25 protein-coding genes and 1 tRNA gene are annotated in these 25,961 nt (G+C 39.9%); 4 read left to right on the plus strand and 22 right to left on the minus strand.

The window, feature by feature from the left end; translation table 11 throughout:
• Window positions 1-317: 317 nt before the first annotated feature.
• The 4 genes from MN204_RS11730 to MN204_RS11745 all read right to left on the minus strand — a co-directional run bounded on the left by MN204_RS11730 (window position 318) and on the right by MN204_RS11745 (window position 4,799).
• Window positions 318-1,253 (minus strand): fumarylacetoacetate hydrolase family protein, encoded by a 936-nt coding sequence (locus MN204_RS11730; protein ID WP_249871262.1) that lies wholly within the window; start codon window positions 1,251-1,253, stop codon window positions 318-320.
• A 75-nt stretch (window positions 1,254-1,328) separates the two neighbouring features.
• Window positions 1,329-3,338, minus strand: coding sequence for a TRAP transporter permease (locus MN204_RS11735; protein ID WP_438804704.1), 2,010 nt, complete (start codon window positions 3,336-3,338; stop codon window positions 1,329-1,331).
• Window positions 3,339-3,361: 23 nt separating this feature from the next.
• Window positions 3,362-3,826, minus strand: coding sequence for a DUF1850 domain-containing protein (locus MN204_RS11740; RefSeq protein WP_249871264.1), 465 nt, complete (start codon window positions 3,824-3,826; stop codon window positions 3,362-3,364).
• Entirely contained in the window at window positions 3,816-4,799 is a 984-nt protein-coding gene (locus MN204_RS11745) for a TAXI family TRAP transporter solute-binding subunit (protein ID WP_249871265.1), read from the minus strand. The genes MN204_RS11740 and MN204_RS11745 overlap by 11 nt, the downstream gene beginning before the upstream one ends.
• 307 nt (window positions 4,800-5,106) lie before the next feature.
• On the opposite strand from MN204_RS11745, the gene MN204_RS11750 reads away from it, so the two are divergent.
• Complete coding sequence (locus tag MN204_RS11750) at window positions 5,107-5,547, plus strand: FixH family protein (RefSeq protein ID WP_249871266.1); 441 nt, start codon at window positions 5,107-5,109, stop codon at window positions 5,545-5,547.
• Window positions 5,548-5,624: 77 nt separating this feature from the next.
• Here MN204_RS11750 and MN204_RS11755 read toward each other — a convergent pair whose 3' ends face one another.
• From MN204_RS11755 to MN204_RS11775, 5 genes are all read right to left on the minus strand, one after another.
• Window positions 5,625-6,473 carry an ABC transporter permease gene (locus MN204_RS11755; RefSeq protein ID WP_249871355.1) on the minus strand — a complete coding sequence of 283 codons (849 nt, stop codon included), beginning with the start codon at window positions 6,471-6,473 and terminating at the stop codon, window positions 5,625-5,627.
• Between the two features lie 95 nt (window positions 6,474-6,568).
• Window positions 6,569-7,570 carry an ABC transporter permease gene (locus tag MN204_RS11760; protein ID WP_249871267.1) on the minus strand — a complete coding sequence of 334 codons (1,002 nt, stop codon included), beginning with the start codon at window positions 7,568-7,570 and terminating at the stop codon, window positions 6,569-6,571.
• Between the two features lie 89 nt (window positions 7,571-7,659).
• Window positions 7,660-9,348 carry an ABC transporter substrate-binding protein gene (locus MN204_RS11765; RefSeq protein WP_249871268.1) on the minus strand — a complete coding sequence of 563 codons (1,689 nt, stop codon included), beginning with the start codon at window positions 9,346-9,348 and terminating at the stop codon, window positions 7,660-7,662.
• Complete coding sequence (locus tag MN204_RS11770; RefSeq protein ID WP_249871356.1) at window positions 9,345-10,367, minus strand: ABC transporter ATP-binding protein; 1,023 nt, start codon at window positions 10,365-10,367, stop codon at window positions 9,345-9,347. The genes MN204_RS11765 and MN204_RS11770 overlap by 4 nt, the downstream gene beginning before the upstream one ends.
• Complete coding sequence (locus MN204_RS11775; RefSeq protein ID WP_249871269.1) at window positions 10,342-11,370, minus strand: ABC transporter ATP-binding protein; 1,029 nt, start codon at window positions 11,368-11,370, stop codon at window positions 10,342-10,344. Before MN204_RS11775 ends, MN204_RS11770 begins: the two co-directional genes overlap by 26 nt.
• 195 nt (window positions 11,371-11,565) lie before the next feature.
• Here MN204_RS11775 and MN204_RS11780 point away from each other — a divergent pair, with 195 nt between their 5' ends.
• Window positions 11,566-11,961 (plus strand): RNase H family protein, encoded by a 396-nt coding sequence (locus tag MN204_RS11780; RefSeq protein ID WP_249871270.1) that lies wholly within the window; start codon window positions 11,566-11,568, stop codon window positions 11,959-11,961.
• 104 nt (window positions 11,962-12,065) lie between these two features.
• Entirely contained in the window at window positions 12,066-12,620 is a 555-nt protein-coding gene (locus MN204_RS11785; RefSeq protein ID WP_249871271.1) for a shikimate kinase, read from the plus strand.
• A 53-nt stretch (window positions 12,621-12,673) separates the two neighbouring features.
• Here MN204_RS11785 and MN204_RS11790 read toward each other — a convergent pair whose 3' ends face one another.
• The 8 genes from MN204_RS11790 to MN204_RS11825 all read right to left on the minus strand — a co-directional run bounded on the left by MN204_RS11790 (window position 12,674) and on the right by MN204_RS11825 (window position 20,298).
• Window positions 12,674-13,612: a 3-hydroxyacyl-CoA dehydrogenase family protein gene (locus MN204_RS11790; RefSeq protein ID WP_249871272.1), complete on the minus strand. Its 939-nt coding sequence runs from the start codon at window positions 13,610-13,612 to the stop codon at window positions 12,674-12,676.
• Window positions 13,613-13,662: 50 nt separating this feature from the next.
• On the minus strand, window positions 13,663-14,946 hold the full coding sequence (locus tag MN204_RS11795; protein WP_249871273.1) for a GntP family permease: 1,284 nt from the start codon (window positions 14,944-14,946) through the stop codon (window positions 13,663-13,665).
• Between the two features lie 23 nt (window positions 14,947-14,969).
• On the minus strand, window positions 14,970-16,148 hold the full coding sequence (locus MN204_RS11800; RefSeq protein ID WP_249871274.1) for a thiolase family protein: 1,179 nt from the start codon (window positions 16,146-16,148) through the stop codon (window positions 14,970-14,972).
• 27 nt (window positions 16,149-16,175) lie between these two features.
• Window positions 16,176-16,952, minus strand: coding sequence for a 3-hydroxybutyrate dehydrogenase (locus MN204_RS11805; protein WP_249871275.1), 777 nt, complete (start codon window positions 16,950-16,952; stop codon window positions 16,176-16,178).
• A gap of 170 nt (window positions 16,953-17,122) precedes the next feature.
• Entirely contained in the window at window positions 17,123-17,797 is a 675-nt protein-coding gene (locus MN204_RS11810; RefSeq protein WP_249871276.1) for a 3-oxoacid CoA-transferase subunit B, read from the minus strand.
• 24 nt (window positions 17,798-17,821) lie between these two features.
• Complete coding sequence (locus MN204_RS11815; RefSeq protein WP_249871277.1) at window positions 17,822-18,517, minus strand: CoA transferase subunit A; 696 nt, start codon at window positions 18,515-18,517, stop codon at window positions 17,822-17,824.
• Window positions 18,518-18,742: 225 nt separating this feature from the next.
• On the minus strand, window positions 18,743-20,107 hold the full coding sequence (locus MN204_RS11820; RefSeq protein ID WP_249871278.1) for a sigma-54 interaction domain-containing protein: 1,365 nt from the start codon (window positions 20,105-20,107) through the stop codon (window positions 18,743-18,745).
• Window positions 20,108-20,222: 115 nt separating this feature from the next.
• Window positions 20,223-20,298 (minus strand) — tRNA-Arg (locus tag MN204_RS11825).
• A gap of 241 nt (window positions 20,299-20,539) precedes the next feature.
• Between MN204_RS11825 and clpP the strand changes: the two genes are divergently transcribed.
• Complete coding sequence (gene clpP, locus MN204_RS11830) at window positions 20,540-21,130, plus strand: ATP-dependent Clp endopeptidase proteolytic subunit ClpP (RefSeq protein ID WP_249871279.1); 591 nt, start codon at window positions 20,540-20,542, stop codon at window positions 21,128-21,130.
• Between the two features lie 48 nt (window positions 21,131-21,178).
• Here the strand turns inward: clpP and MN204_RS11835 are convergent, their stop codons facing one another.
• The 5 genes from MN204_RS11835 to trxB all read right to left on the minus strand — a co-directional run bounded on the left by MN204_RS11835 (window position 21,179) and on the right by trxB (window position 25,898).
• The gene (locus MN204_RS11835) at window positions 21,179-21,433 is read right to left on the minus strand and encodes an HPr family phosphocarrier protein (RefSeq protein WP_249871280.1); all 255 of its coding nucleotides are present in this window, start codon (window positions 21,431-21,433) and stop codon (window positions 21,179-21,181) included.
• 164 nt (window positions 21,434-21,597) lie between these two features.
• A complete protein-coding gene (gene whiA, locus MN204_RS11840; RefSeq protein WP_249871281.1) occupies window positions 21,598-22,548 on the minus strand; it encodes a DNA-binding protein WhiA in 951 nt (316 codons plus the stop codon).
• A 108-nt stretch (window positions 22,549-22,656) separates the two neighbouring features.
• Complete coding sequence (locus MN204_RS11845; protein WP_249871282.1) at window positions 22,657-23,619, minus strand: gluconeogenesis morphogenetic factor MgfK; 963 nt, start codon at window positions 23,617-23,619, stop codon at window positions 22,657-22,659.
• A gap of 1 nt (window position 23,620) precedes the next feature.
• Window positions 23,621-24,502 (minus strand): RNase adapter RapZ, encoded by an 882-nt coding sequence (gene rapZ / locus MN204_RS11850; RefSeq protein ID WP_249871283.1) that lies wholly within the window; start codon window positions 24,500-24,502, stop codon window positions 23,621-23,623.
• A 442-nt stretch (window positions 24,503-24,944) separates the two neighbouring features.
• Window positions 24,945-25,898 carry a thioredoxin-disulfide reductase gene (gene trxB / locus MN204_RS11855; RefSeq protein ID WP_249871284.1) on the minus strand — a complete coding sequence of 318 codons (954 nt, stop codon included), beginning with the start codon at window positions 25,896-25,898 and terminating at the stop codon, window positions 24,945-24,947.
• Between the last annotated feature and the right edge of the window lie 63 nt (window positions 25,899-25,961).

Here is a 25,961-nt window from a genome sequence, read left to right on the forward strand (position 1 = left end):
AGTAGTAATTAGAAGCAATCTTCTAACCAGCTCTGGGGAATACACGGAGACTTCTGCGGGAGCAGAAGCATCGGTGAGACAGCGTAGCGCTTTAGCGCAAGTTGGCTCACCAGCCGCCAGCGAACCATAAGTGTATTCCCCAGAGCGATCGCCGAAGCTACATATACCGCGTCACAGCTTATATCAAATCCAATTGTAATTAAATAAGTTACGTCGCAGTTCACTTAAAATCCGATGGTTATTATCTTACTTCACAGTTGACCAGTTAACCGGTTTAACCTAATTATTGGTGCGAAAGTTGTGCCAATCTCGTATTCTTAAGATTCGATAACGTTATTACGCATCGTTCCAATTTTTTCTATTTCCAGTTCCACGACATCCCCGCCTTTTAAAAATTGGGGAGGATTCATTGCAAAACCGACACCGTCTGGCGTTCCAGTCATAATAATGTCTCCTGGGTTTAATGTAATTAAATCTGAGATAAATTCTATTAGAAAAGGAATATTATAAATAAGATGGCTTGTATTGGAAGATTGCCTTTCTTCCCCATTCACATAGGATTTAATAGATAGATTGGACGGATCTTCAATCTCATCTGCAGTGACAACCCATGGGCCAATTGGTGTTGTACGGTCCAATGTTTTACCTTGTAACCATTGGGGTGTCCTTTTTTGAAGGTCCCTTGCCGATATGTCATTGCCAATGGTGTATCCGGCAATATAATCAAGTGCATTTTCTTTCTTCACCTTCGAAGCTTCTTTTCCGATAACAATAGTCAGCTCCACTTCGTAATCCAATTTTTCTGTAGAGGAAGATTTCTCGATGGAATCTTCAGGACCTATCAAGGCATTCGTAAATTTAGCAAATAGGACAGGATAATCCGGTATTTCACTTTGCATTTCCACAACATGATCAGCATAGTTTTTTCCCACACAAATAATTTTCGAAGGTGAAGGTACTGGTGTTCCGAGAGTAACTTCCTCTCTATTATAAGAGAACTCTTCGATATTGCTATTGCTTGTTAAAATATAGTTATGGGCTTCTATTGCCTTCTCTATCAAACGCTCTCCAGTCGAAAAAAATCGGCCTGGCTCTGAAGGGAATTCCTGTGCAATTGCTGTTAGCGTGTCTTTTTCCGATTTCGAAATAATCATCCTACGGTACGCCTCCTGCAAATCCACAATTTTATCACCGACCATACAGCCTATTCTACAGGAGTCTGTTTCTTTTGATTGATAACTTAACAATTTCATTAAAGGCACCTCTTTCGGGAATAATCTAGTTACTAGTATACTAATCTTAAAACGAAAAGCTAAGCAATAAGATACCTAGCTTGCAGATTTAGTTTCAACCGCATTACTTTCTCTTCTATTTTTCATGAAATTCAAAATGAATACAGCACCTACTGCGATTAATCCGATGATATCAGTAGTCGTTTCGGGTACAATCATCATTAGAGATCCTGCACCTAATACTATTCTTAACAAGACATTTAAATGCGTTTTGAAGTAGCCTTCCAGTGCAGCACCAAGTCCTATAATTCCAATAATCGCCGTTATTGTAATCAATATGACTTCCATAACTGGCGGAAACGGAAATTCTGTTGCATTGACAGGTAACCCAGTCGTATCAATTAATAACATGGCTGGATTATAAACGAACAGATACGGAATAATGAAACCAGCTAATGCCAACCGTAATGCCGTGAATCCTGTCCTCATCGGATCCCCACCGGATATCCCAGCCCCAGCAAATGCCGCAAGTGCCACTGGTGGTGTAATATTTGCAAAAATACCGAAGTAAAATACAAATAAATGCGCAACCAAAATCGGAATGCCAAATTCAGCAAGTGCAGGTGCAGTCATTGTCGCAGTTATAATGTATGCAGGAATGGAAGGTAATCCCATTCCAAGAATGATAGATGCGATCATTGTAAGGAACAAAGTCAGGAATAACGAACCTGCTCCAAAACTCGTAATCGCTGAAGTCATTACAGAACCAAAACTTGTCAGGTTAACAACTCCGATGATGATTCCGACTACCGCACAGGCAATCATTACAGATAGCGACTGTTTTGCTCCGTTTTCCATAGCACTTAAGATATCTTTTACCCCCATCCGGCTGACTTTCCGGATTGAAGCGATGATTACTGTAAGTATAATTGTGTAGAACGCGGAGAAACCAACAGGTATTCCCATATATAGCATCACGATAAGCCCCACGATTGGAAGAAGCAGATGGCCTCGCTCTTTCAGCACATCTTTAGCTCGTGGCAAATCAGCTTTAGGAATGCCTTTCAGATTTCTTCTACCTGCACGAAAATGGACTTGCATAATAACTGCAAGAAAATAGAGTACAGCTGGGATTAAAGCTGCCAGGGCGATTGTACCATATGCAATTCCAGTCGTTTCTGCCATAATAAATGCACTTGCACCCATGATTGGCGGCAAGATTTGCCCCCCAATCGAAGCACTGGCTTCAACAGCACCGGAAAAGTTTTTGGAATATCCAATTTTTTTCATCAAAGGAATCGTAAAGGATCCTGTACCTACTACATTGGCTACAGCAGCCCCATTGATACTTCCCATAAATCCACTGGAAATTACCGCCACTTTCGCCGGTCCACCTTGCTTACTTCCTGCAAGCGCCATTGCCAGATCATTAAACAACTGACCCATGCCTGATTTGGTAAGGAAAGCTCCAAACAAAATAAATAGGAATATAAACTGGACAGAAGCACCAATTGCTGTAGAGAATAACCCTTCCGTCTTCAAGTATAATTGTCCAAAAATGTCTCCAAGATCGAAGTCTCTTGTCATAAGCATCGTTGGAAGCCAATCCATATGACTGAAGAAAGGATATGCCAAGAATATCAAGGCAAGTATTGGTAAAATAAGACCGGTAACTCTTCTTGCGGCTTCCAGTACCAATAGGACAGTAAGAATTGCAAATAAAATATCCATTGTATTTGGAATTCCACCACGTGTTGTTACAATGGCATTATATTCTGCGATTAAATATAAGGAAGAAGCTATACTTAATAGGAAAAGAATCCAGTCATATACAGGAATGGCTGCTCTATTTTGTTTTTTAAATGTAGGGTATATAAGGAATACGAGTGCCATACCTACAGACATATGTATCGATCTTTGCAAGAGGGCAGGCATCGGATTATAAGTAACATATAGATGGAAGAAAGAATAAAGAATCGCAATGATTGAAATAAAAATTGCGATATTTCTATTCTTTACTTTTCTAACTCTGGATTCAGCGTCATACTTTTCCAAGACCTCGCGTGTTTTGGCATCGTCAACTACATCGGAAGTAGTTTCATCCATTACAGATTCCTTATTTTTTTCTGTCATAAAAATTCGCCTCCTATGTACTCCCAAATAGGTAAATATTCTATGGAGATAGTTACACTTTCGTAGTCATTCGTTATTTCATATAGTAGAATTTCGGTCTCATTACTTATAATTGTTGTTTTAACATTTTCTGAGACAGTGAGATTCATTTCTGATAGTCGCTCGCTGATTTTCATATGGATGAAGTCATCTTGTGCATCGATAACTTCACCGTCTGATGGTACACCTGCACCAAACGTTTTAAAATAGGTTTCTGTCAGGATCAATTCATCATCTTCTCTTTGGTAGACTTCCACCCATTCTTCCTTTTCGACGGAATGAATCCATCGTAATTCGAAGTGATCTTCTTTTAGATAGTAAATAGTATGTCCAAAATCCAACTGAATGACTGGCAATCTATAAAAAAGAGAAAAGAGGAGCACAATGATACATGCGCTCCACATAAACCTCTTACTGTTCATTATAGTAGCGTTCTGCCCCTGGATGTATAGGTGCTACTAAACCTTCCTGAGCTGTTTCTAATGAGATGTCAGCGGCTGCCTGATGAGAGTTCACTAAACTATCCAGACTTTCAAAGAATGTTTTGGTCAGTTCATAAACGTCATCTTCACTCATATCGGCATGGACTACCAATGCATTCATGATAGCAGCCGTTGGAATTGGTTCCTCATTGCCATACGTACCAGCCGGAATTTCTAAAGCTACAAAATAAGATTCTTCCTGTGCAATTTCTTCCACGTCTGCTGGATCAACGGTTACCAATCGGATATCTAATGTTTCCGATAACTCCAATAACGAAGCGTTTGGAAGTCCGCTTGTAAGGAATGCTGCATCAAGCTGGCCTGCTCGAAGCCCGTCTGCTGCTTCGGCATATCCCAAATAATCAACATCAATGTCATCGTAAGTAATACCATGACCGTTCAGAAGACTGCGGGCATTTACTTCAACGCCTGAGTTTTGATCTCCCACTGCGATCCGTTTCCCTTTTAAATCTTCGAATGTTTCAATTCCTGAATTTGCAGTCGTTACAATTTGAACATAGTTCGGATATAATGCTGCTATTTGATTTAATTTTTCTGCAGGCTGTTCAAAACTAACCTCACCAGCTATTGCCTGACTGACAACATCGCTCATTGTAAAAGCCATTTCAACCTTATCCTGTTCCATTAAGTTAACGTTTTCAACCGATGCCCCAGTTGTTTGCGTTCTGGAGTTGACTCCATATGCTGAACTATATTTTTCAGCTAATGTTGTTGCAATAATATTATAAGGTCCTGAAGCACCTCCTGTAGCAATGGTTACTATATTCGTGTCTAACCCTTCACCATTTCCATCATCTGTCGAGCCGGCATCATCATCACTTCCACAGGCCGCCAGAATACTACTAGCTAATAGAATCATAGCAAACAAATAGCCTAATTTTTTCTTATTCATATACATTACCCCCTTTGTTTGTCGTAATACAGCGAAATTTGTAAATGTTTATCGTAAAACGCTTACATAGAACATATTATTTGAATTTTTTAATAAAGTCAACACAATTTTTAGTACTTTTAATTCGTAAAAAATCATCCCTTAAGCGATGACTGTAAAATTGATATCGTACAGTACTTTTATGTGACCATTAGACAATCACTTATTTTCACTGAACGTTCACTGATTAACTGTATTCAACATGTTATACTAAGCTTGAATTTAGATAATTATTACAATCCTAAATATAGTATTGGAGGATATAACAATGCCAAGAAAAAGTTGGATGATACTTTTAGCAATTATTGTACTTACTTTAACTGCTTGTAATGGAAATGAAGAATCTGATGAATTACCGATCCTTGAAGTGAATTTTGAAGTTCCGGAAACAGCAGAAGTCAATGAATTGGTTAATTTAACAGCGGTCGTCATCTATGACAATGAACCTGTAAAAGATGCTGATGAAGTAGTCTTTGAGGTTTGGGAAAAAGGCCAAAGAGATGATAGCATCATGATAGAATCCGTTAATAATGAGGACGGCTCCTATACAGCTGAAACAGCATTTGAAAAAGATGGCATTTATGAAATGTATGCACATACAACGGCAAGAGATCTCCACACGATGCCACTGAAGGAAGTAATCGTAGGTAGTGCTTCACCAGATGATTACGAGGAAATGGAAGAAGCTGAAGAGGACCATGGTCATTAGATTCGAGTTAAATGTTTTACTTTTCATATACAAAGGGAATCCCAAAAAGATTCCCTTTGCATACATCATGTGTATTATCAATTCTTCATCTTCGGATCGAGTGCATCTCTTAATCCATCCCCAATTAAATTAAATCCCAGTACAACAAGCATAATCGAAATCCCAGGTGCAACTAAAGTCCATGGTGCAAGCTGAATGAAATCGCGTGCATCTGCCAACATCTGACCCCACTCCGGAATTGGAGGCTGAACACCCAACCCAAGGAAACCAAGTGCAGCTGCTTCAAGTATTGCGGTACCAAAACTTAATGTTGCTTGTACAATTATCGGGGCAGTACTATTTGGTAAAATATGATGAAGGATGATTCGTCCATTTTTCATCCCTTGAGCCTTTGCCGCCATCATGTATTCTTCTTCCCGTAAGCTGATTACCTTTGAACGCACAAGACGACCGAATATTGGAATATTAATAATAGCTATCGCAATAAGTGCATTTTCCAGAGAAGGTCCTAAAATAGCAACGATGGCAATTGCCAGCAATATACTGGGAAATGCCAATAAAATATCGAATATGCGTGATATAATCATATCAACCCAACGACCGAAATACCCTGCTACAATTCCTAGCATCGTCCCAAAAATCAATGCTCCAGTAACTGCAAAAAATCCAACCTGAAGAGAAACTCTTGCACCATACGCCAACCTTGTAAATACATCTCTGCCGATATGATCTGTACCAAACCAATTTTCTGCAGATGGTGGTTGCAGTCGGTTAACAAGATTTTGTTCCTGATACGTATAAGGAGTCAATAAAGGTGCAACTATTCCAAGCAAAACAAATAGTACAATAATCGTAAATCCAATCACAGCAAATCTATTTTTTAATAATTGTTTAAGTGTTTCTTTCCACGGGGTGATTGCTTCCATTTCTTCTGTATCAAACTGTTGTCCTACTTTCGCAGGGTTTGCTATTTGCTGTTCAGTATTTTCATTTTTGTCTTTTGATAACATTTGCAACCCCCCTAATATTTAATCCGTGGATCAATTTTTTTATAAAGAATATCAACAATTAAATTAATCATGACAAAAATGAATGCAATCACTAGAATGCCAGACTGAATAACAGGATAATCCCTATAGCTTATCGCTTCATATACATACCTTCCTATTCCTGGCCAGCTGAAAATCGTTTCTGTCAAAATCGCACCGCCCAAAAGCACGCCAGTCTGCAGTCCAATAACTGTTAAAACGGGAATCATTGCGTTCTTTAACGCATGTTTGTAAATTACCAGTAACTGACCAGATCCTTTAGCACGAACCGTTCTGATATAGTCAGATTTCATCACTTCAAGCATACTCGATCGTGTCATTCTCGCAATAATCGCCATTGGAATCGTTCCTAAAGCAATACTTGGTAACACTAAGTGCTTCAAAATAGTGACTGTCCGGTCAAAGTCTAAGTGTATAAGTGAATCCAGCACATATAAATGAGTAATCGCGGCTATCGGATCTCTACTTTCCTGCCTCCCGTATGCCGGTAACCAACCGAGTTCCTGTGCAAAGACCCATTGCTCCATCAATGCAAGCCAGAAGACAGGCATGGAAACACCGATTAGCGCAATTAGCATGGCCAAATAATCGAACCAAGTGTTCTGCTTCCACGCACTTATAATTCCAGCATTCACACCAATAATTATGGCAAACAGCATTGCAAAGACGGTCAGTTCAAAGGTAGCTGCTATGTAAGGCCAAATTTCACTGGAAATAGCTGACTTTGAACGTAAGGAAGTACCTAGATCGCCCTGAAGCAAATCAATAAGATAAATACTATACTGAACAAAATACGGCTCGTTCAACCCCATATTTTCTTCCAAGTCTGCTATAGCTTGTGCCGATGCAGTTTCCCCTAAAATCACCTGTGCAGGGTTACCTGGTATAAGATGTACAATAGAAAAAGTAATTAAAGTCATTCCCAATAGAACAGGAATGAGCATTAACAAACGACGCATAACATAGGCAAACATCACTTCACCCCCATCTTCCACCCATTTGTAAGTCTTATGTTTTCTAATGAAAAAAGGTAGCAGCAAGTTGACTACTACCTCTCATTGCTTTATTCCGTTAGTTCCACTTCTTCCAATGATTCGCTTGTTGATGGATGAGGCACATAATTCAATACATTTTCAGAAATAGCCATAACTGGAGTTGAATGCACTAAGGTAACCATTGGTGCATCTTCTGAAATTAGTTCTTGTGCCTGCATATACAGTTCGGCACGTTCAGCTTGATCTACAGCTCTTTTTGCATGATCCAATAGCGCATCAACTTCTTCGTTATGATAGAACGTACGGTTACTGCTTCCGACATTTGACCCATGGAGAAGACTGCTTAAGAAGTAGTCTGGATCTCCATTGGTACCTGACCAGCCAAGAAGGAACATTTGATGTTCTCCTTTTAATGTCTGCTCCAAGTATGGTGCCCATTCGTGACTTGTAATTGTCACATCAATCCCGATATCTGCTAAATTGTTTTGGACAATCTGGGCAACTGTTTCCGGATCTGGCATATAAGGCCTTGCTGTTGGTGACATCATCAATTCAATTTCCAATCCATTTTCATATCCTGCTTCAGCAAGTATCTCCTTTGCTTTCTCTGGATCATATGCATAGCCTTTAACCTCATCGTTGTAACCTAAATATCCTGGTGGTAATGGGTTTTTCGCTGAAGTGGCATAACCTGCATATAAAGCATCCGCTATGGCCTGGTTATCTATTGCATAACTAATCGCCTGGCGAACCTCCTTACTGTCAACAGGTTCCTTTTGTGCATTAAATCCGACATAGCCAAAATTATTTTCAGCACGTGTCAACAATGCTAATCCAGCTTCTGCCTCGATACCCGCAGCATCATCCGGATTTAAACCATCCATAATATCGATTTCACCAGCACGCAATGCAATCAAACGAGCAGCGTTATCCGGGATAACTTCAAAAATAACCCGATCGAGTTTTGGTAAGCCTTCTTTACGATAGTCTTCGAATCTATCAACAATAATCGAATCGTTCTTACTCCAGCTAACAAACTTAAATGGACCTGTTCCTACTGGATTTTCATTGATTTCAGAGCCATATTCTTCAAGAGCTGCTGGAGAAGTAATTCCAAAATAACTCATTCCTAAATTTTGCAGGAAGAATCCTAAAGGTTGATTTAATACAAATTCAATCTGATAATTATCGATGACATTAATCGCTTCTATCACATGACCTTCATCACCTTTATAGCCACCAAACATTGTTCCGTACATGGAATATACGTACCCATCCTCAGCAAACGCATACGCATGTTCAGGATCTGACCAACGTTCAAAATTGACTTTTACAGCTTCCGCATTAAAATCAGTACCATCGTGGAATGTAACTCCTTCGTCCAAATGGAACGTGTACGTCAGACCATCTTCTGATACTTCCCAGTCATGGGCTAAACCCGGTATAAGTTCAAATGAATCTTTATCAAATTCCAACAAGCCTTCGAGTACTTGTTTCGTTACACGTGAAGATTCCCCGTCTGTTGTGCTTCCCGGATCCAAACTCTCTGAATCCCCTCCACGCGCAAAAACCAATACTTGATTACCTGCTGTTGCCGCTTCAGCATCTTCATCACTTGCTTCAGCTTCTTCCGTTAAATCTGCTTCATCGTCATCAGCGTTAGTATCTGTATTTGCTCCACCATCGCCACTGCAGGCAGTGAGCACCAACAGGAATGCAAGCAACAAGGTAAATAAGAATAGTCTTTTTAAATTCATTCGTGTTCCCCCTCTTTTACTAAGTTATTATTTGATATATTCTGCTGCTCACTATGATAAAGATGACAAGCAACAAAATGATTATCTTCAATTGGTAAAAATTCCGGTTTAACCTGCTTGCAAATATCCATTGCCATGGGACATCTTGTGTGAAACGTGCAGCCAGCTGGCGGATCCGCCGGGCTTGGCACATCTCCCTTTAGAATAATCCTTTCTTTTTCAATATCAGGGTCTGGATCCGGAACCGCCGATAAAAGTGCCTGTGTATAAGGGTGTTTCGGATGATTATACAATTCATCTTTTCCAGTTAATTCAACCATTCTCCCTAAATACATCACGCCGACACGGTCACTGATATGCTTCACGACACTTAGATCATGTGCTATAAATACATACGTGAGATTAAACGCATCACGTAATTCTTCCATTAAATTTAAAACCTGTGCCTGCACAGAAACATCGAGCGCCGATACAGGCTCATCACAAATAATCAGTTTCGGATTATTTGCCAGTGCTCTCGCAATACCAATACGCTGCCTTTGTCCGCCACTGAACTGATGAGGATACCGAGAGGCATGATAAGCACTTAATCCAACTACTTCAAGTAATTGCTTGACACGGCTTTTACGTTCTTTTTTCGAAGTGGTACCGTGAATCAATAGGGATTCACCGATAATTTTTTCAACTGTATGCCTTGGGTTTAGCGATGCATACGGGTCCTGGAAAATAATCTGCATATCCCGGCGCAATTTTCGCATCTCTACCGGACCTAAACTAGTTATTTCTTCATCTTCAAACTTAACACTGCCTTCGGATGGTTCAATAAGCCTTAAAATAGCTTTTCCCGTCGTTGACTTGCCACAGCCTGACTCGCCAACGATGCCAAGTATTTCCCCCTCGTAGACAGTGAATGACAGGCCATCAACTGCTTTGACTTCTCCAACCGTGCGACCAAACACCCCACCTTTTATCGGAAAATACTTCTTTAGACCATCAACCTCCAATAGTGGCTTCTTTATTTGTTGCTGCATCAATTGTCTTGTCTCCCTCCGACTTATCATATAAAAAGCAGCGGCTGAATCTCCCTTCTCCAGTTGGATATAACTGAGGATTTTCTTCAAAACAGCGCTCAAAGGCAAATTCACACCTTGGAGCGAATCGACATCCTATTCTATCCATTTTCGGTTTTGGTACTGTTCCCGGGATGGAATAGAGTTTCTCTTCCCGACCATGAAGTTTAGGTATGGACCGGATCAATCCTTTGGAATACGGATGTTTGGGATCTTTAAGTACCTCCCTTTTCGTTCCTTCTTCAACTACTTGCCCCGAGTACATAACAACCACACGGTCGCATATGTCCGCTACAACACCAAGATCATGTGTTATAAATAAAATTGCCGTATCTTTCTCATGATTTAATGTGCGCATCAACTCCAGTATTTGCGCCTGAATCGTAACATCGAGTGCTGTTGTAGGCTCATCAGCAATAAGAAGTTCAGGGTCACAGGACATGGACATCGCAATCATGATCCGTTGTCGCATTCCACCAGAAAGTTGATGTGGATACTCATCGATAATTGCTTCTGCCCTCGGAATACCAACGATTTTCAGCATTTCGATCGATTTTTCCCTTGCTTCTTTTTTACTTACCTTTTGATGAATCCGGATTGCTTCTATCATTTGGTTTCCTATCGTAAACAATGGATTTAAGGAAGTCATCGGTTCCTGAAATATCATTGATATTTCATTTCCCCGTATTTTTTTCATACGTTTTTCTGTGGCTAATGCGAGGTTTTCACCTTTAAAGTTTATTTCTCCGGAAACAATTTTCCCCGGTGGATTAGGTACCAACTGCATGATGGATAAGGAAGTGACACTTTTTCCACAGCCTGATTCCCCGACAATTCCTACTACCTCACCTTTATGTACTCGAATGCTGACTTGCTCTACCGCTGGTACTTCTCCTCTATCGGTGAAAAAATGGGTGCTTAGATCCTTTATTTCAAGAACGATGTCAGACAAATGATTCCTCCCCCTCACTACCCCACCAAAAATATAAATATTACGTTTCTTTTAAATATACTGAATATTAATTAAGATTGCAAGAGAATTAATACATAAAATAACGGTTTAGTATAGCTGTCAGATGTATTTAAATTGGTATATACTTATAGATAATAGTATTAAACAACTAGCCAATGTTTGGAGTGTACATCGATGATTGAAGTCTACACAGACGGGGCCGCCCAAGGAAATCCTGGATTAAGCGGGGCCGGAATCTATATAAAAGCACAAGGAAAAAGCTATGAATATTCATTTCCATTAGGAACTTTAACAAACCATGAAGCCGAATTCCATGCGATAATTAAAGCTTTGGAAATTTGCCAGGAGTTCTTTCCAAATGAGATTTTATCTTTTCGTTCCGATTCAAAGGTAGCTGTAGATGTTATCGAAAAAGCGTTCACAAAAAACAAGTTATTTCTACCCTTGCTGGAAAGGATTCAAGAAAAAGCAAATGAATTCCCCTATTTCTTTATAAAATGGATACCTGAAAAGCAAAACAATCATGCAGACCTTTTAGCAAGAAAAGCCGTGCAACAGCAGACAAGATAATATTTCTGGGGAAGTTTTCCAATAACTTCATCCAATCTCTCCGTGCAAAAACAAACGATATAACATATACTAGTTTTACAGATTAGGTTACTAGGGGGATAAACATGAACGACGTTTCACTTCGGGAACAAAGCATTGTGCTGATCGGTTTTATGGGTGTTGGCAAAACGACGATTGGCAGAGCTGTTGCCAAAAAACTTTATAGAGATTTTATCGATATAGATGAGGAAATCGAAAAGAAATTTAACATGCCCACGTCAGAGATTTTTAAAATGTACGGAGAAAAAACATTCCGTCAGACGGAAAAAGAGACCATTATCCATGCATGCAAACAGAAACTGAAAATCATTTCTGTTGGCGGGGGCGCATTTTTACAGGAAGAAATCCGAGATGCCTGTTTATCGCATTGCATTATCTTTTTCCTTGATTTATCCTGGGATTCATGGAAAGAACGCATCAGTCTACTGATCGATAGCCGACCTGTACTGCAAGGCAAAACGATTGATGAGATACAGCAGTTATTTTATGATAGACAACCGATTTATGAAGACCATCATTCACGGGTCATTACGGATAATCTTGTTGAGGATGAAGTAGCCGATTATATTACCGATTCACTCAAAACCGCATGGGATATTTATGAACCAAATGGAAAGTAAAAAGACAAGGGGTAGCAATAAATGCTCTCCCTTGTCTTTTTCTCTATCATATTCTATATATCCCCATGTTTAATCTTGCCTAGTTTGACTAATCTCTCATCCCTTTGTACAAGCTTTCCTTCGATAACTTCATTGGAATAGCTGTATATTCCTTTACCCGTTTTCGTCCCAAGTTCCCCATTTTTCACTTTTTTACTTATGAGCTCAGGCACCTTTTCTGCTTTGGATAAATCTGGTGCCAAATTTTCAACAACGCTTTTCCAAATATCCAGCCCTCCAAAATCAGCTGTTTCAAGGGGTCCGGAAAAAGCCCATCGAACACCTGGACCAGCAGTTATTGCCAAATCGATATCTTCTGGTGATGCTACCCCCGTCTCCATTAAATGGAATGCCTCTCTGACCAGAGCCGCTTGAAGACGGTTTGCAATGAAACCAGGAATATCTTTCTTTAGAACTACTGGTGATTTACCGATGTCTTTCATCAGGTTCAATGTAGTTTCCACAACAAGATTGGATGTATCCTCGCCCTTTACAATCTCCACTAAAGGTACCAACTGTGCCGGATTAAAAAAGTGGGTGATGATAAATCGCTCCGGATGTTTTATATGCTTTGTAAGCTGCGAGATTGGAAATGTAGACGTATTGGATGCAATAATCGTATCCTGCCGAATGATAGACTCCAGCTCGTTGTACAGTCTGTGTTTTATGTCAAGCACTTCTGGCACAGCCTCTGTAATAAAATCACTGTTTTCAGTTGCTTGCTGCAAATCTGTTGTCGTAATTATTCTTTCCAATGCGTTTTCCTTATCAGCAGGTACAATAATTTCTTCTTTAACCAATAATGACAAATTCACATCAATCAATTTTATTGCCTTCTCCAAGTAGGAGCTTTCTAAATCATAAAGATGTACCGTGTAGCCAGCCAAGGCGTAATTTTGAGCAATACCATGCCCCATTACACCGGAACCTAGTACAGTTATATTAGTAATCATCCATCTCACCTTCCAAACAAGCATTGCTATTAACGATTATAGTTTCATTATTAGTAGATTCCCATAGATGCAAGCAAAATAGCTGCTACCGTAGCTATGATCGGAATAAGTACCCCTACTACAAAAATATCTTTGTAACTATCTTTATGTGTCATACCAGTAATCGTTAGAAGTGTTAACACTGCACCATTATGTGGAAGTGTATCCAATCCACCGGAGGATAGGGATGCTACCCGGTGAAACGCTTCCGGATCAATACCCGTATTCAATGCTATCTCATAGTATTTGGAACCGAGTGCCTCAAGCGCAATCCCCATTCCACCAGAAGCTGAGCCAGTAGCACCAGCAAGAAGGTTTACTGCAACCGCTTCAGAAATTAGCGGATTACCTTTAATACCCATTAGTAATTCCGTCAACCGGTTAAAACCTGGAACGGCCTGTACCACTGTACCGAAACCAACAGCTGCACTCGTATTGATAATAGCTGTAACAGATCCTATTGCCCCACCATTGATAGCTTTAACAAATCCTTTAAATTTCGTTATATTAAGAATCATCAGTAAAATAATACCGGAAAGTAATGCAACTACGATATGCCAATTCAGTAAATTCAATGTAAGAAGTACTGTCAGCAATGGGAGAATGGATAGAATGAAATGTGGTGTATCCTCTCCTACGTCAATAATTTTATTATCTTTTGGTTCTGTATATGTTTCCCCACTAGCAGTCATCTGCTTTTCACGCCAGCGAAGATAGAAATATCCTCCAACGGCCATAATCGCTGCTGCAACGATTCCCATAACCGGTGCTGCCATCGCATTTGTTTGAAAATGTTCCGTTGGAATCAGGTTTTGAATCTGTGGTGTTCCGGGAACTGCAGTCATTGTAAATGTAAATGCCCCAAGTGCAACTGTTCCAGGAATCAGACGTCTACTGATATTTGCTTCACGGAAAAGAGTAAGTGCAAGTGGGTAAACCGCGAATACTACTACAAACAAACTAACCCCACCATAAGTAAGTACCGCACAGGATACTAAAACACCTAAAATCGCTCTCTTTGTACCAATTACCTTCGTTAAAGCAACAGCAACTGACTTTGCCATCCCCGTATCTTCCATTAACTTCCCAAAAATCGCCCCGAGCATAAATACCGGGAACCAGTTTTTAGCAAAGTTGACAAACCCGCTCATATACGTATTTGTATATGCATCCAACAGATCCAGCCCACCAGTCAGCGCTACTACCCCAGCAGCAATTGGTGCAATCCAGATAATGGACCATCCTAAATAAGCCAACCCCATCAATACGATTAACCCTAAAATAATTCCAAACATAATACCCCTCCTCGTTTATCTATTTAAATAACTTCAACGACCATGGCAATCCCTTGCCCTCCCCCAATACAAAGCGAGGCGACACCAAATTTTTGATTTCTTCTTTTAAGCTCTCTTATAACCCCATATAACACTCTTGTACCACTTGCCCCGATTGGGTGTCCTAAAGCAATCGCTCCACCATTGACATTAACTTTTTCTCTATCCAATCCGAGTTCTTTCTCCACTGCCAAATATTGCGATGCAAAGGCCTCATTCACTTCAATAAGGTCGATGTCATTTAAGGTAAGCTTTGCTTTTTCCAAAGCTTGCTTAATTGCCGGAACAGGACCGATTCCCATATAAGATGGGTCGACACCTGCTATACCATAGGAAACGATTCTAGCAATTGGCTGCAAACTTTTTTTCTGAACATAGTTCTCGCCTGCCAAAACTACTGCCCCTGCACCATCATTAATTCCACTTGCATTTCCACCCGTTACGGTGCCATCCTGTCTGAAAGATGGTCTCAGTTTGGCAAGTTTCTCTATCGTCGTGTCTTCACGAATATGTTCATCCGTATCGACAAGAACAGTTCCTTTTCTTGTTTTTATTTCAAAAGGAACGATTTCCTCTTCGAATTTCCCTTCATCTCTTGCTGCGGCTGCACGTTTATGACTGAGATAAGCGTACTCATCCTGTTCCTCGCGTGATATATCGTACTTATCTGCAAGGTTTTCAGCAGTAAGACCCATACCAGAACCAATATATTCATCTGTCAACGCCGCCCATAACATATCATCCACTTGGGGCGTCTTGAGTTTTGTGCCAAATCTACTCCCTCTCATTGCATACGGAGACAGACTCATGTTCTCTACCCCTCCGGCTAAAGCCAATTGCCCATCACCAAGCATAATCGATTGTGCTGCTGATACTACTGACTGAAGACCAGAACCACAAAGACGGTTGACTGTAAGGGCAGGACTTCCCAGTGGAAGTCCTGATTTCAAAGCGATATGCCGTGATAGATATGGTGCATTTTTTGCGGAATGGATAACATTTCCCAAAACAGAAAAATCAATATCACCTGGATCAATCCCACTGCGGCGTATGGCTTCTTTACTTACTGTCACACCGAGATCGGTTGGATCTGCATCTTTAAGACTTCCGCCAAAAGTCCCAAAAGCTGTCCGGGCCCCTTCCAAAATATAAACGTTTTCCATTTACTCTACTCCCCCTTGATTCAAAATTTATTGTGCTGTATATCCGCCATCTAATACTACTGCCTGGCCTGTAACACCTTTCGCTTTATCACTAGCAAGAAACATGACATAATCCGCTATTTCCTGAACATCCAGAAGTCTCTTTTGAGGTACCAATGGATAAAGTACTTCCTCAAGAACGTTTTCCAACGGTACATTGCGGTTTTTGGCAAGATCTTCAAACTGTCCTCTTACAAGAGGTGTGTCCACATAACCAGGACAAATCGCATTAACTGTAATTCCCTCAGCAGCACCTTCCAATGCAGCCACTTTTGTCAGACCAATTAATCCATGCTTGGCACTATTGTAGGCAGCTTTTCCGGCAAAACCGATAAGGCCATTAATGGAGGCCATATTAATAACACGTCCAAAGCCCTGTTTCTTCATAATAGGGAATACATGTTTTGTCGCCATAAACGGGGCAACAAGCATTACTTTTAGCATAAACTCATACTTCTCTGTCGGAAACTCTTCCAATGAGGCTACATGCTGTAATCCCGCATTATTGATTAAGACATCAATTCTACCGTATTTTTCCACTGTTACATCCAAAGCATTTTGAAGCTCATCCTCTTTCGTCACATCACATTTTACGCCGATGCATTCAAAACCATCATTAGCCAAATTTTCAGAGACTTCTTTCACCTTTTCAGCATTGATATCCGTCAGTACAACTTTCGCGCCATCCTTTGCAAATGCTACACCAATTTTATAACCAATTCCACTTGCTGCCCCAGTAATAAAAACCACTTTATTCTCCATCAAAACAATCCCCTCCAAATTTTGTTTTTAGTTAGAAAACTTGGTTGTCACCAAGCCTTTCGGTGACAGTCTTAGTTGCACTTTATACAGATAGAAAAGTTTTATATTTTCCTGTCTGCCAAAGTAGGCATCCACACAAAAGCTTGACGTATGCCAAGTGTACTAATCAATGTTTAATATGTTTCTATCTGCAGATCTTCACTTACTTTAAGTTCGGCTTCTGTTGACTCCATAATCTGTTCTACCGTCCACCCCTCAGCAACTTCAACGAGAACAAGACCATCATCTTTCACATCAATCACTGCACGATCTGTAATGATTCGATCTACAACATTTTTACCCGTCAATGGTAAACTGCACTGTTTTAAAATTTTTGACTCTCCCTGTTTGTTTACGTGATCCATGATAATGACAATTTTTTTAGCGCCATGAACGATATCCATCGCCCCGCCCATGCCCTTGATCATTTTTCCTGGAATCATCCAATTGGCCAAATCACCTGTTTCAGAGACTTCCATACCACCGAGTATGGCAAGGTCAAGGTGCTCTCCACGAATCATAGCAAAAGACTCTGCATTACTGAAAAAGGATGCACCTTTCTGGGTTGTTACAGTTTCTTTTCCGGCATTGATCAAATCTGGATCGACTTCATCTTCTAATGGGTATTTTCCAATCCCCAACAAACCATTTTCCGATTGAAGGACAACCTGCTTTCCTTCCTGAATATAATTTGCCACCATTGTTGGCATGCCAATTCCTAGATTTACATAGGAACCGTTTACAATTTCTCTCTCAGCTCTTCTTGCAATTCTCTCTCTGATTGCTGCCTTATCTGCTTGCTTTACCATAAGTTGGCTACCTCCTATTAAGAATTATGCTTCTTGCCTAACTGTCAGACGTTCTATTTTCTTCTCCTGTTTTCCAACGATTAAACGTTGCACATAGATTCCAGGCGTGTGCACATGTTCAGGCTCAATGGAACCAGTTTCAACCAGTTGTTCTACCTCTGCAATCGTAATCTTACCTGCCGCTGCCATCATTGGGTTAAAATTCTGTGCTGTTTTGTTATATACTAGATTCCCATCTTTATCGCCAACTGCAGCTCTGACAAGACTAAAATCAGCTTTTAAAGCTGTTTGGAGCAAATATTCTTTATCTCCGAACGTTCTAACCTCTCCGCCTTCTGCAATAGGTGTTCCCACTCCAGCTGGTGTATAAAAAGCCGGAATGCCAGCTCCACCTGCACGGATTCGTTCAGCCAATGTACCTTGAGGAGTCAATTCCACTTCCAGTTCCCCGGAAAGCACCTGACGTTCAAATTCTTTATTTTCTCCAACATACGACCCTATCATCTTGTCAATCTGCTTATTCTTCAGCAATAATCCAAGTCCCCAGTCATCAACACCACAGTTATTGGAAATAACCGTCAAATGCTTGACCTGTGAATCTACCAGTGCAAGAATGAGATTCTCTGGAATCCCCACTAATCCGAAACCTCCAACCATAATGGTAGATCCATCTTTAATATCTTTTACCGCTTCATTGAATGATGTATAAATTGTTTTCATTAAAATTGCACTCCCTTCCACTTATATACTAGCAAAAAACGTGCCATGAATTGTTATTGCAATAAACACTGTTTAGACAGTGTTTACATACGAATCAAAAATAGATCTTTTCCAAGAAACCGGAAAAAAGCTCTCACATCAATAGCAGTTTATATGTAAGCCCTTTCTTTTTCCTTTGTTTTATATAGTTTTCCGGAATTTCGGAATGGATTCCGGAATTACGGACTATGAAATACCATGCTTTTTCAATTTTTCGTAGAGACTTGATTTTCCGATACCTAAAAGTTTTCCAGCTTTTGTTTTATCACCATTCACTTTTTTCAAGGCTTGTTCAATTGCCTGCTTCTCTGTTCGATCCAATATCTCTTTTAAACCCGATCCTTGTTTTGTAATATATGGGTTGGCTTGGATCTGTTCGGGAAGGTCTTCAAGTGTAATCACATCAGAGGGGGCAAGATGTACCGCAGACTCGATGACATTTTCAAGTTCACGTACATTTCCTGGCCATTGGTAATACATAAAAAAATCTTTTACAGCATCATCAAAGCCAAACACTCGTTTACCAGAACGCCTCGTAATTTTCCCAAGCAAGTAGTTGGCAATTACTTTAATGTCTTCAGGTCTTTCACGAAGCGGGGGAATTTTTATTTGAACAACATTAATACGGTAAAATAAATCTTCACGGAAACGATTTTCCTGAATTAGTTTTTCCAATGGCTGATTTGTCGCTGCGATGATTCTTACATCAATTTTCTGTGTTTTTTCTGACCCGATTGCTTCTACTTCGCCTTCCTGTAATACACGAAGGATTTTGACCTGGGCGTTTAATGGCATATCACCAATTTCATCGAGGAATAGTGTTCCACCATCAGCAAGTTGAAATTTTCCGAGTTTTCCAGATTTTCTCGCTCCAGTAAATGCTCCCTCCACATAGCCAAAAAGCTCAGACTCCAGTAATTCTTCCGGAATCGCGGCACAATTGATTTTTATAAATGGCTTACTGCTACGCTCGCTTAACTGATGGATACTATGGGCGAATAATTCCTTCCCTGTACCACTTTCCCCTTTCAACAGAACGGATACATCACCTGCTGATACTTTTTTAACCTTTTCCTTAACTTTATTCAGTTGATCGGAGCTGCCCACGATATCACTGAGCGTATACGTTGCTCCGCTCTGGTCCATCAGTTTCTTGCGGTAATGTTCAATTTCCATCAAAAGATCTCTTATATGGGAGTTCATCTTCATCCATTCTTTTGTATCTCGGTATAAAACTGTACCAACTGCACCAACAATTTTACCTTCAGCGTACAATGGCACCCTGTTGGCAATCATATAATTACCACGTATATACTGAATATCAGCTATTTCTTCTTTTCCAGATTTCACTACCATGTGCATTCGCGTATTTTCTATTACATCCTCCACATGTTTTCCTATAGCGTCCTCCTTTTTCACATCAATAAATTGACAATAATTATCATTTAAATAGGTTACTAACCCCTGATCATCTACAACAACAAAGCAAAAGTTTGATTTTTCGAAGACAGTTTCTATTATTTCTTCTCTGTATGGACTATCCAACAGCATTTCTATCCCCCCTTATGCTTTTATTTGCAGTATACGTTTTATTCTGCAATTTTAAAAATCGTTATGAAAAGGACAAGAGAAATAGTGAATTCTCTTGCCCCTGATGTTATGTAAGCGCGCCCGGAGGGATTCGAACCCCCGCAAAACCTGGTACCGGAAACCAGTGCTCTATCCAACTGAGCTACGGGCGCATATATGATTTTAAAATTGGCACATAGAATATTATAACGCGGTTTGCAAATAGAAACAAGTCTTTTTCCCATTTAACACGAAACTATTCCTTTTGAACGTTTATAAAGAAAAAATAAGGGAATCATGGAAAAGTATATTTCTTCTTCAGTGCTGACCCTTATCGTTTGACCTTTATTGACCATTAAGCTATTATAAAACTATATATAATGATATTATGTTAAGATTAAGGGAGGATTTTAAATGAATTTAGTACCTACAGTTATTGAACAAACCAACCGTGGAGAGCGCGCATATGATATTTATTCACGTTTACTTAAAGACCGCATCATTTTACTGGGAAGCGGCATTGATGACAATGTTGCCAACTCAATTGTAGCACAATTATTATTCCTGGAAGCAGAAGATCCGGATAAAGATATTTCTTTATACATCAACTCACCAGGCGGATCTATTACAGCTGGTATGGCTATCTATGATACGATGAATTTCATTAAACCAAATGTTTCAACTATCTGTATCGGGATGGCGGCTTCAATGGGAGCATTCCTGCTGACTGCCGGCGAAAAAGGCAAGCGTTATGCATTGCCTAACAGTGAAATTATGATTCACCAACCATTAGGCGGGACACAAGGACAGGCAACAGATATTGAAATTCACGCAAGAAGAATCATTGAAATTAAACGCAGAATGAATGAGATCATGGCAGAGAAAACAGGTCAGCCACTTGAAGTAATCGAACGTGATACAGAGCGTGATAACTTCATGACTGCGCAGACTTCCGTAGAATACGGATTGATTGATAAAATTCTGGAACGCAAAGAAGAAAAATAATGCACAGATAGAAAATCCCTTTCAGTTATTGAAAGGGATTTTCTCTGCTTATTGTTCTTCTACAAATGAAGCCAAATGCGCAAGTGCATCCTGCTCGTCGGACCCCTCAGCAATGAGCTTAATTACTTCACCCTTTGTAATTGCCAGGCTCATCAGACCCATTATACTTTTTGCATTCACTTTTTTTCCGTCTTTTTCAAGAAACAAATGTGCAGAATAACGGTTAGCCTCCTGAACAAATTGTGCCGCAGGCCTTGCCTGCAAACCTGTATCTAATTCAACTTTTACTGACTTCTCCACCAAGTCAATCAACCTCCCCAATGTCGGAAACGCTATCAAACCAATATACAAACAGCTGCTCATACATAGAGCAAACTGTATATTTACACTTTAAAATAAACTGCATCTTTTGAATCATCAGTATTATATCATATAACATTACATAAATGTACTGATTCGTCAAATGATTATTGATTTACTATTGTTTCTCCACGTCTGATCCGATCTGCAAATTCGTCAATTTTCTTCAATCGGTGGTTTACCCCTGATTTGGAAATTTTACCGCCTGTTACTAATTCCCCTAATTCTTTTAATGAAACATCTTCATGTTCTACTCGTAATTTCGCTATTTCCTGCAATTTTTCTGGAAGCTGATCAAGACCGACTGTTGCTTCTATTAGCTTTATATTTTCGATCTGCCTGAAAGCAGCTCCAATCGTCTTATTCAGGTTTGCAGTTTCGCAATTCACCAGTCGGTTCACCGAGTTACGCATGTCTCTAATAATCCGTACATCTTCAAATTTAAAAAGAGCTCTGTGCGCTCCTATTATACTTAGGAACTCCGTTATTTTCTCAGCTTCTTTAATATATACAATGTAACCGTTTTTACGTTCTAGTGTGCGCGCTCGCAAATCAAATGTGTTGATTAATTCACATAATGCATCATTATGTTCCTCATAGAAGTTGGATATTTCAAGGTGGTAAGATGAAGTTTCAGGATTATTGATGGAACCACCAGCAAGAAAAGCACCTCGCAAGTAAGATCTTTTACAGCAGGACTTAGCCTGATATTTTTTTGATATCGTTCTTACTACGGTATATTGGTCACGGATAATATCAAGATCTTCCAGAAATTGCTGAACATCTTCTTTCATACGAACGATATATACATTGTTCTTTTTCAGCTTCATCTTTTTACGTACGAGCAGTTCTACCGGCAATGAATAGCTGGATTTAATTAAAGTATAGATTCTTCTGGCTATTGCCGCGTTCTCTGTTTGTACATCAAGGGCGTATTGTTGTCTTGAAAGTGAGACTGCACCATTCATCCGAATTAAAGCTGCGAGTTCGGCTAATTTACAGCAATCATCCATTTCCATATTAGTTAATTCTTTTTTTATCTCCGAAGCAAAGGACATGTTAGACCCCCCTTTACCATTTTTTAGTGTGTTCAAGTGACAGGCAAAAACGATACCTTGTATTTCTTAAACGGCTATCCTTTTCTTGAACACACACTAAAATATGATCTATTCTTTTTCCATAATGGAATATAATAAGTTAGCAATTTTATTATTATCATGCCGCAATGTAAATTGAGAATGGTCAATGATATCGCCTTCGATAATTTCCAGGTCCATATCCAACAGACGTTCCATATCATATTCAACAGGAGCGGCATTCTCTTCCGCATATATAGCCCGAATCGATTTATCAATCACTTCATTATGCACTACAATGGCTTCAATACACCCCTGACCAATATGATCACTAATAGCTTTAACATGATCTGAGACAGTATATCCTGTAGTTTCCCCAGCCTGTGTCATTACATTACAAACATAAACGACCTTCCCTTTCGTATCTCGCAGCGCCTCTTTAACCTGAGGGATAATCAGATTGGGCATTATGCTCGTATACAAACTCCCTGGTGAAATGACAACAAGATCTGCTGCCTCGATTGCTCTAACGGCGTTAGGAAGAGGTTTAACCGGCTGTGGCCGTAAAAAAACCCGCTTAATCCGTTTATTAGAAAGCGGAATATTGGATTCCCCCGAGACGATCGTACCATCTTCCATTTCAGCATGAAGCGACATATTTTCATTCGAGATTGGATAAATTTTGCCCTTCACATTTAATACACGTGATATTTCTTTAATTCCTGTATTGAAATTACCGGTTACCGAAGTCATGGCGGCAAGCAATAGATTCCCCATGGAATGTCCGGAAAGTCCGTTACCTTCAGAAAAGCGATGCTGGAATAATTCCAGTAGCATTGGCTCCGCATCAGATAATGCAGCAATCACATTACGTATATCCCCAGGAGCTGGAATTGCCATCTCGCTTCTTATTCTTCCAGTGCTTCCTCCATCATCAGCAACCGTTACAAGTGCGGTCAGTTCAATCGGAAGGTTTTTAAGGCCTCTAAGCAAAACTGGCATGCCAGTTCCTCCACCGATTACTACTACCCGTGGCAGTTTTTGCTTACTCATATTAATGTCCCTTTCTTTTATCAATATCTCGATGACTTACATGAGTGATATAACTAGAGGATAACTCTTTTGCAAAATACTCTGCTATCGCCACGGAACGATGCTGCCCTCCTGTACATCCTATCGTAACTACAAGCTGTGATTTTCCTTCTTTTTTATACTGAGGGAGCATGAATTTTAGCAGATCCAATACTTTTTCATTAAATTTATGTGTATCAGACCATTTAAAAACATAGGATGAAACATCCTGATTCAGTCCAGTTAGCGGTTGAAGGTTGGCGACGTAATGAGGGTTTGGGAGAAAGCGAACATCGAAAACCAAGTCCGCATCGATAGGCAAACCGTATTTAAAGCCAAATGATAAAAAGTGAATGGAGAAAATCTCCTGTTTTTCTTCTGAGTAAATCTTAAGTATCTTCTCTCGCAGTTCACGTGGTTTTAGAGCCGTTGTATCGATAATTCGTTGTGCACGACCTCTCAGTTCATCGAGAATCTCTCTTTCCTGCGTAATACCGTTTAACGGAAGTCCACCAGTTGAAAGTGGATGAGAACGCCGTGTTTCTTTATACCTTGCAACCAAAACTTCATCTTTCGCATCGAGAAAAAGAATGTGTTCCTGTAACCAATCCTCGTCCCCCAAAATATCCAGAGCTTCAAACAAAGAATCAAAGAATTCTCTGCCACGCAAATCCATCACTAATGCCACTTTTCGAATATTATTGGTGGAATCCTTCATCAGGTCCAAAAATTTTGGCAGTAATGCAGGGGGGAGGTTATCTACACAATAGTATCCCAAATCTTCAAAACTTTGAATGGCGACCGTTTTTCCTGCACCCGACATACCTGTTATAATAACAAGCTTTGTTTCCTGTTCATTACTCATATTGTTTTCTCCCCTTCTAAAACATTTGAACATTATATAAGGATGTGTATTTAAATTGCATTCTTTATAAATATGCAGACCAGCGCGGACTGCATTTACAATAGTATATGTTTATGAAAAACTGTTCCTTTTTATTATACTATGAACGATTCTCTTCCAACAAGGAAATGAAGTAAATTACAATTTCGACAAAATTGGACAAGCTATACGATTAGAAAACTTGGTATTCGCCAAGTTTTGGGCGAATTCCTTAGTTGCACTTATGCAAGGAGGAAAGTTCAACTCGCAAAAAAAAAAGCACAGGTGACATACACCTGTGCAATAAACTAATTTATCTATTAAAAGGGGGTCAATTAGTTATTTATAGTGTACCCCATTAATATTGCGAACGTATTACAGCATCATTAAAAAGCAGTTACTAATGGTAAATTTTTTTAAATATTTATTTGCTTGCTGTTTTTTTCTCCTCAACCAGATCTTCGACATATTTTATGGCTGCTTCTGCAGCAATACTTCCATCGCCAGTTGCTGTCACAATTTGTCGAAGCGTTTTTTCACGAATATCTCCTGCTGCAAAAACACCTGAAATACTGGTCTCCATATGCTCATTCGTCGGGATATAGCCGTCTTCATTCGTAATACCAAGTGATTTGAACGGTTCGCTCAGGGGAACCATGCCAATGTAAATAAAGACACCATCCGCTTCAAAATCAAATACTTCACCGGTAAGTTTATTCTGCAGGGTTACACTGCTTACTTTTCCGTCAGGCCCGTTTATCTTATTGATTACCGTATCCCAAATAAAGTTGATTTTCTCATTGTCGAAAGCACGCTGCTGAATGATCTTTTGTGCCCGAAGCTCATCACGACGATGAACAATCGTTACTTTATCGGCAAAACGGGTAAGATAGATTCCCTCTTCTACTGCTGAGTCCCCGCCACCGATCACGACAAGGTTCTTTTGTTTGAAGAATGCACCATCACAAACCGCACAATAGGAAACACCACGGCCTCCTAGTTCTTCCTCGCCTTCGATGCCAAGTTTTTTATATTGCGCACCTGTTGTAATAATAAGAGACCTGGTTTTATATTCCTTACTGCCTGCGATGATGGTTTTATAATCACCGTGATCGACTACCTCTTTAATATCTCCATAGGCATATTCCGCCCCAAACTTTTTGGCATGTTCAAACATTTTATTGGAAAGATCCGGTCCCATTATATGATCAAATCCAGGGTAGTTTTCCACATCTTCTGTATTTGCCATTTGCCCACCTGGAATACCACGTTCAATCATCAGTGTATCCAAATTTGCTCGGGAAGCATAAACTGCAGCGGTCATCCCCGCCGGTCCAGCCCCAGCAATAATCACATCATACATACGTTCTTCGGACATCTTTATCGCCCCTTCAGTTCTAATTATAATTTATAGTTTGACTACAAACAGTTTATTAAATCC

The sequence above is a fragment of the Oceanobacillus saliphilus genome, assembly GCF_023522835.1.
GTDB classification, from domain to species: domain Bacteria; phylum Bacillota; class Bacilli; order Bacillales; family Amphibacillaceae; genus Oceanobacillus; species Oceanobacillus saliphilus.

What these genes read in the sequence shown, in the direction of transcription:
- MN204_RS11730 (WP_249871262.1), bottom strand. Translation starts at nt 1,253, where the DNA reads ATGAAATTGTTAAGTTATCAATCAAAAGAAACAGACTCCTGTAGAATA.
- MN204_RS11740 (WP_249871264.1), bottom strand. Translation starts at nt 3,826, where the DNA reads ATGAACAGTAAGAGGTTTATGTGGAGCGCATGTATCATTGTGCTCCTC.
- MN204_RS11760 (WP_249871267.1), bottom strand. Translation starts at nt 7,570, where the DNA reads ATGTTTGCCTATGTTATGCGTCGTTTGTTAATGCTCATTCCTGTTCTA.
- MN204_RS11765 (WP_249871268.1), bottom strand. Translation starts at nt 9,348, where the DNA reads ATGAATTTAAAAAGACTATTCTTATTTACCTTGTTGCTTGCATTCCTG.
- MN204_RS11815 (WP_249871277.1), bottom strand. Translation starts at nt 18,517, where the DNA reads ATGAAAACAATTTATACATCATTCAATGAAGCGGTAAAAGATATTAAA.
- MN204_RS11810 (WP_249871276.1), bottom strand. Translation starts at nt 17,797, where the DNA reads ATGGTAAAGCAAGCAGATAAGGCAGCAATCAGAGAGAGAATTGCAAGA.
- MN204_RS11735 (WP_438804704.1), bottom strand. Translation starts at nt 3,338, where the DNA reads ATGGATGAAACTACTTCCGATGTAGTTGACGATGCCAAAACACGCGAG.
- MN204_RS11800 (WP_249871274.1), bottom strand. Translation starts at nt 16,148, where the DNA reads ATGGAAAACGTTTATATTTTGGAAGGGGCCCGGACAGCTTTTGGGACT.
- MN204_RS11795 (WP_249871273.1), bottom strand. Translation starts at nt 14,946, where the DNA reads ATGTTTGGAATTATTTTAGGGTTAATCGTATTGATGGGGTTGGCTTAT.
- MN204_RS11750 (WP_249871266.1), top strand. Translation starts at nt 5,107, where the DNA reads ATGCCAAGAAAAAGTTGGATGATACTTTTAGCAATTATTGTACTTACT.
- MN204_RS11755 (WP_249871355.1), bottom strand. Translation starts at nt 6,473, where the DNA reads ATGGAAGCAATCACCCCGTGGAAAGAAACACTTAAACAATTATTAAAA.
- MN204_RS11790 (WP_249871272.1), bottom strand. Translation starts at nt 13,612, where the DNA reads ATGATTACTAATATAACTGTACTAGGTTCCGGTGTAATGGGGCATGGT.
- MN204_RS11845 (WP_249871282.1), bottom strand. Translation starts at nt 23,619, where the DNA reads ATGAGTAAGCAAAAACTGCCACGGGTAGTAGTAATCGGTGGAGGAACT.
- clpP (WP_249871279.1), top strand. Translation starts at nt 20,540, where the DNA reads ATGAATTTAGTACCTACAGTTATTGAACAAACCAACCGTGGAGAGCGC.
- trxB (WP_249871284.1), bottom strand. Translation starts at nt 25,898, where the DNA reads ATGTCCGAAGAACGTATGTATGATGTGATTATTGCTGGGGCTGGACCG.
- whiA (WP_249871281.1), bottom strand. Translation starts at nt 22,548, where the DNA reads ATGTCCTTTGCTTCGGAGATAAAAAAAGAATTAACTAATATGGAAATG.
- MN204_RS11745 (WP_249871265.1), bottom strand. Translation starts at nt 4,799, where the DNA reads ATGAATAAGAAAAAATTAGGCTATTTGTTTGCTATGATTCTATTAGCT.
- MN204_RS11780 (WP_249871270.1), top strand. Translation starts at nt 11,566, where the DNA reads ATGATTGAAGTCTACACAGACGGGGCCGCCCAAGGAAATCCTGGATTA.
- rapZ (WP_249871283.1), bottom strand. Translation starts at nt 24,502, where the DNA reads ATGAGTAATGAACAGGAAACAAAGCTTGTTATTATAACAGGTATGTCG.
- MN204_RS11785 (WP_249871271.1), top strand. Translation starts at nt 12,066, where the DNA reads ATGAACGACGTTTCACTTCGGGAACAAAGCATTGTGCTGATCGGTTTT.
- MN204_RS11820 (WP_249871278.1), bottom strand. Translation starts at nt 20,107, where the DNA reads ATGCTGTTGGATAGTCCATACAGAGAAGAAATAATAGAAACTGTCTTC.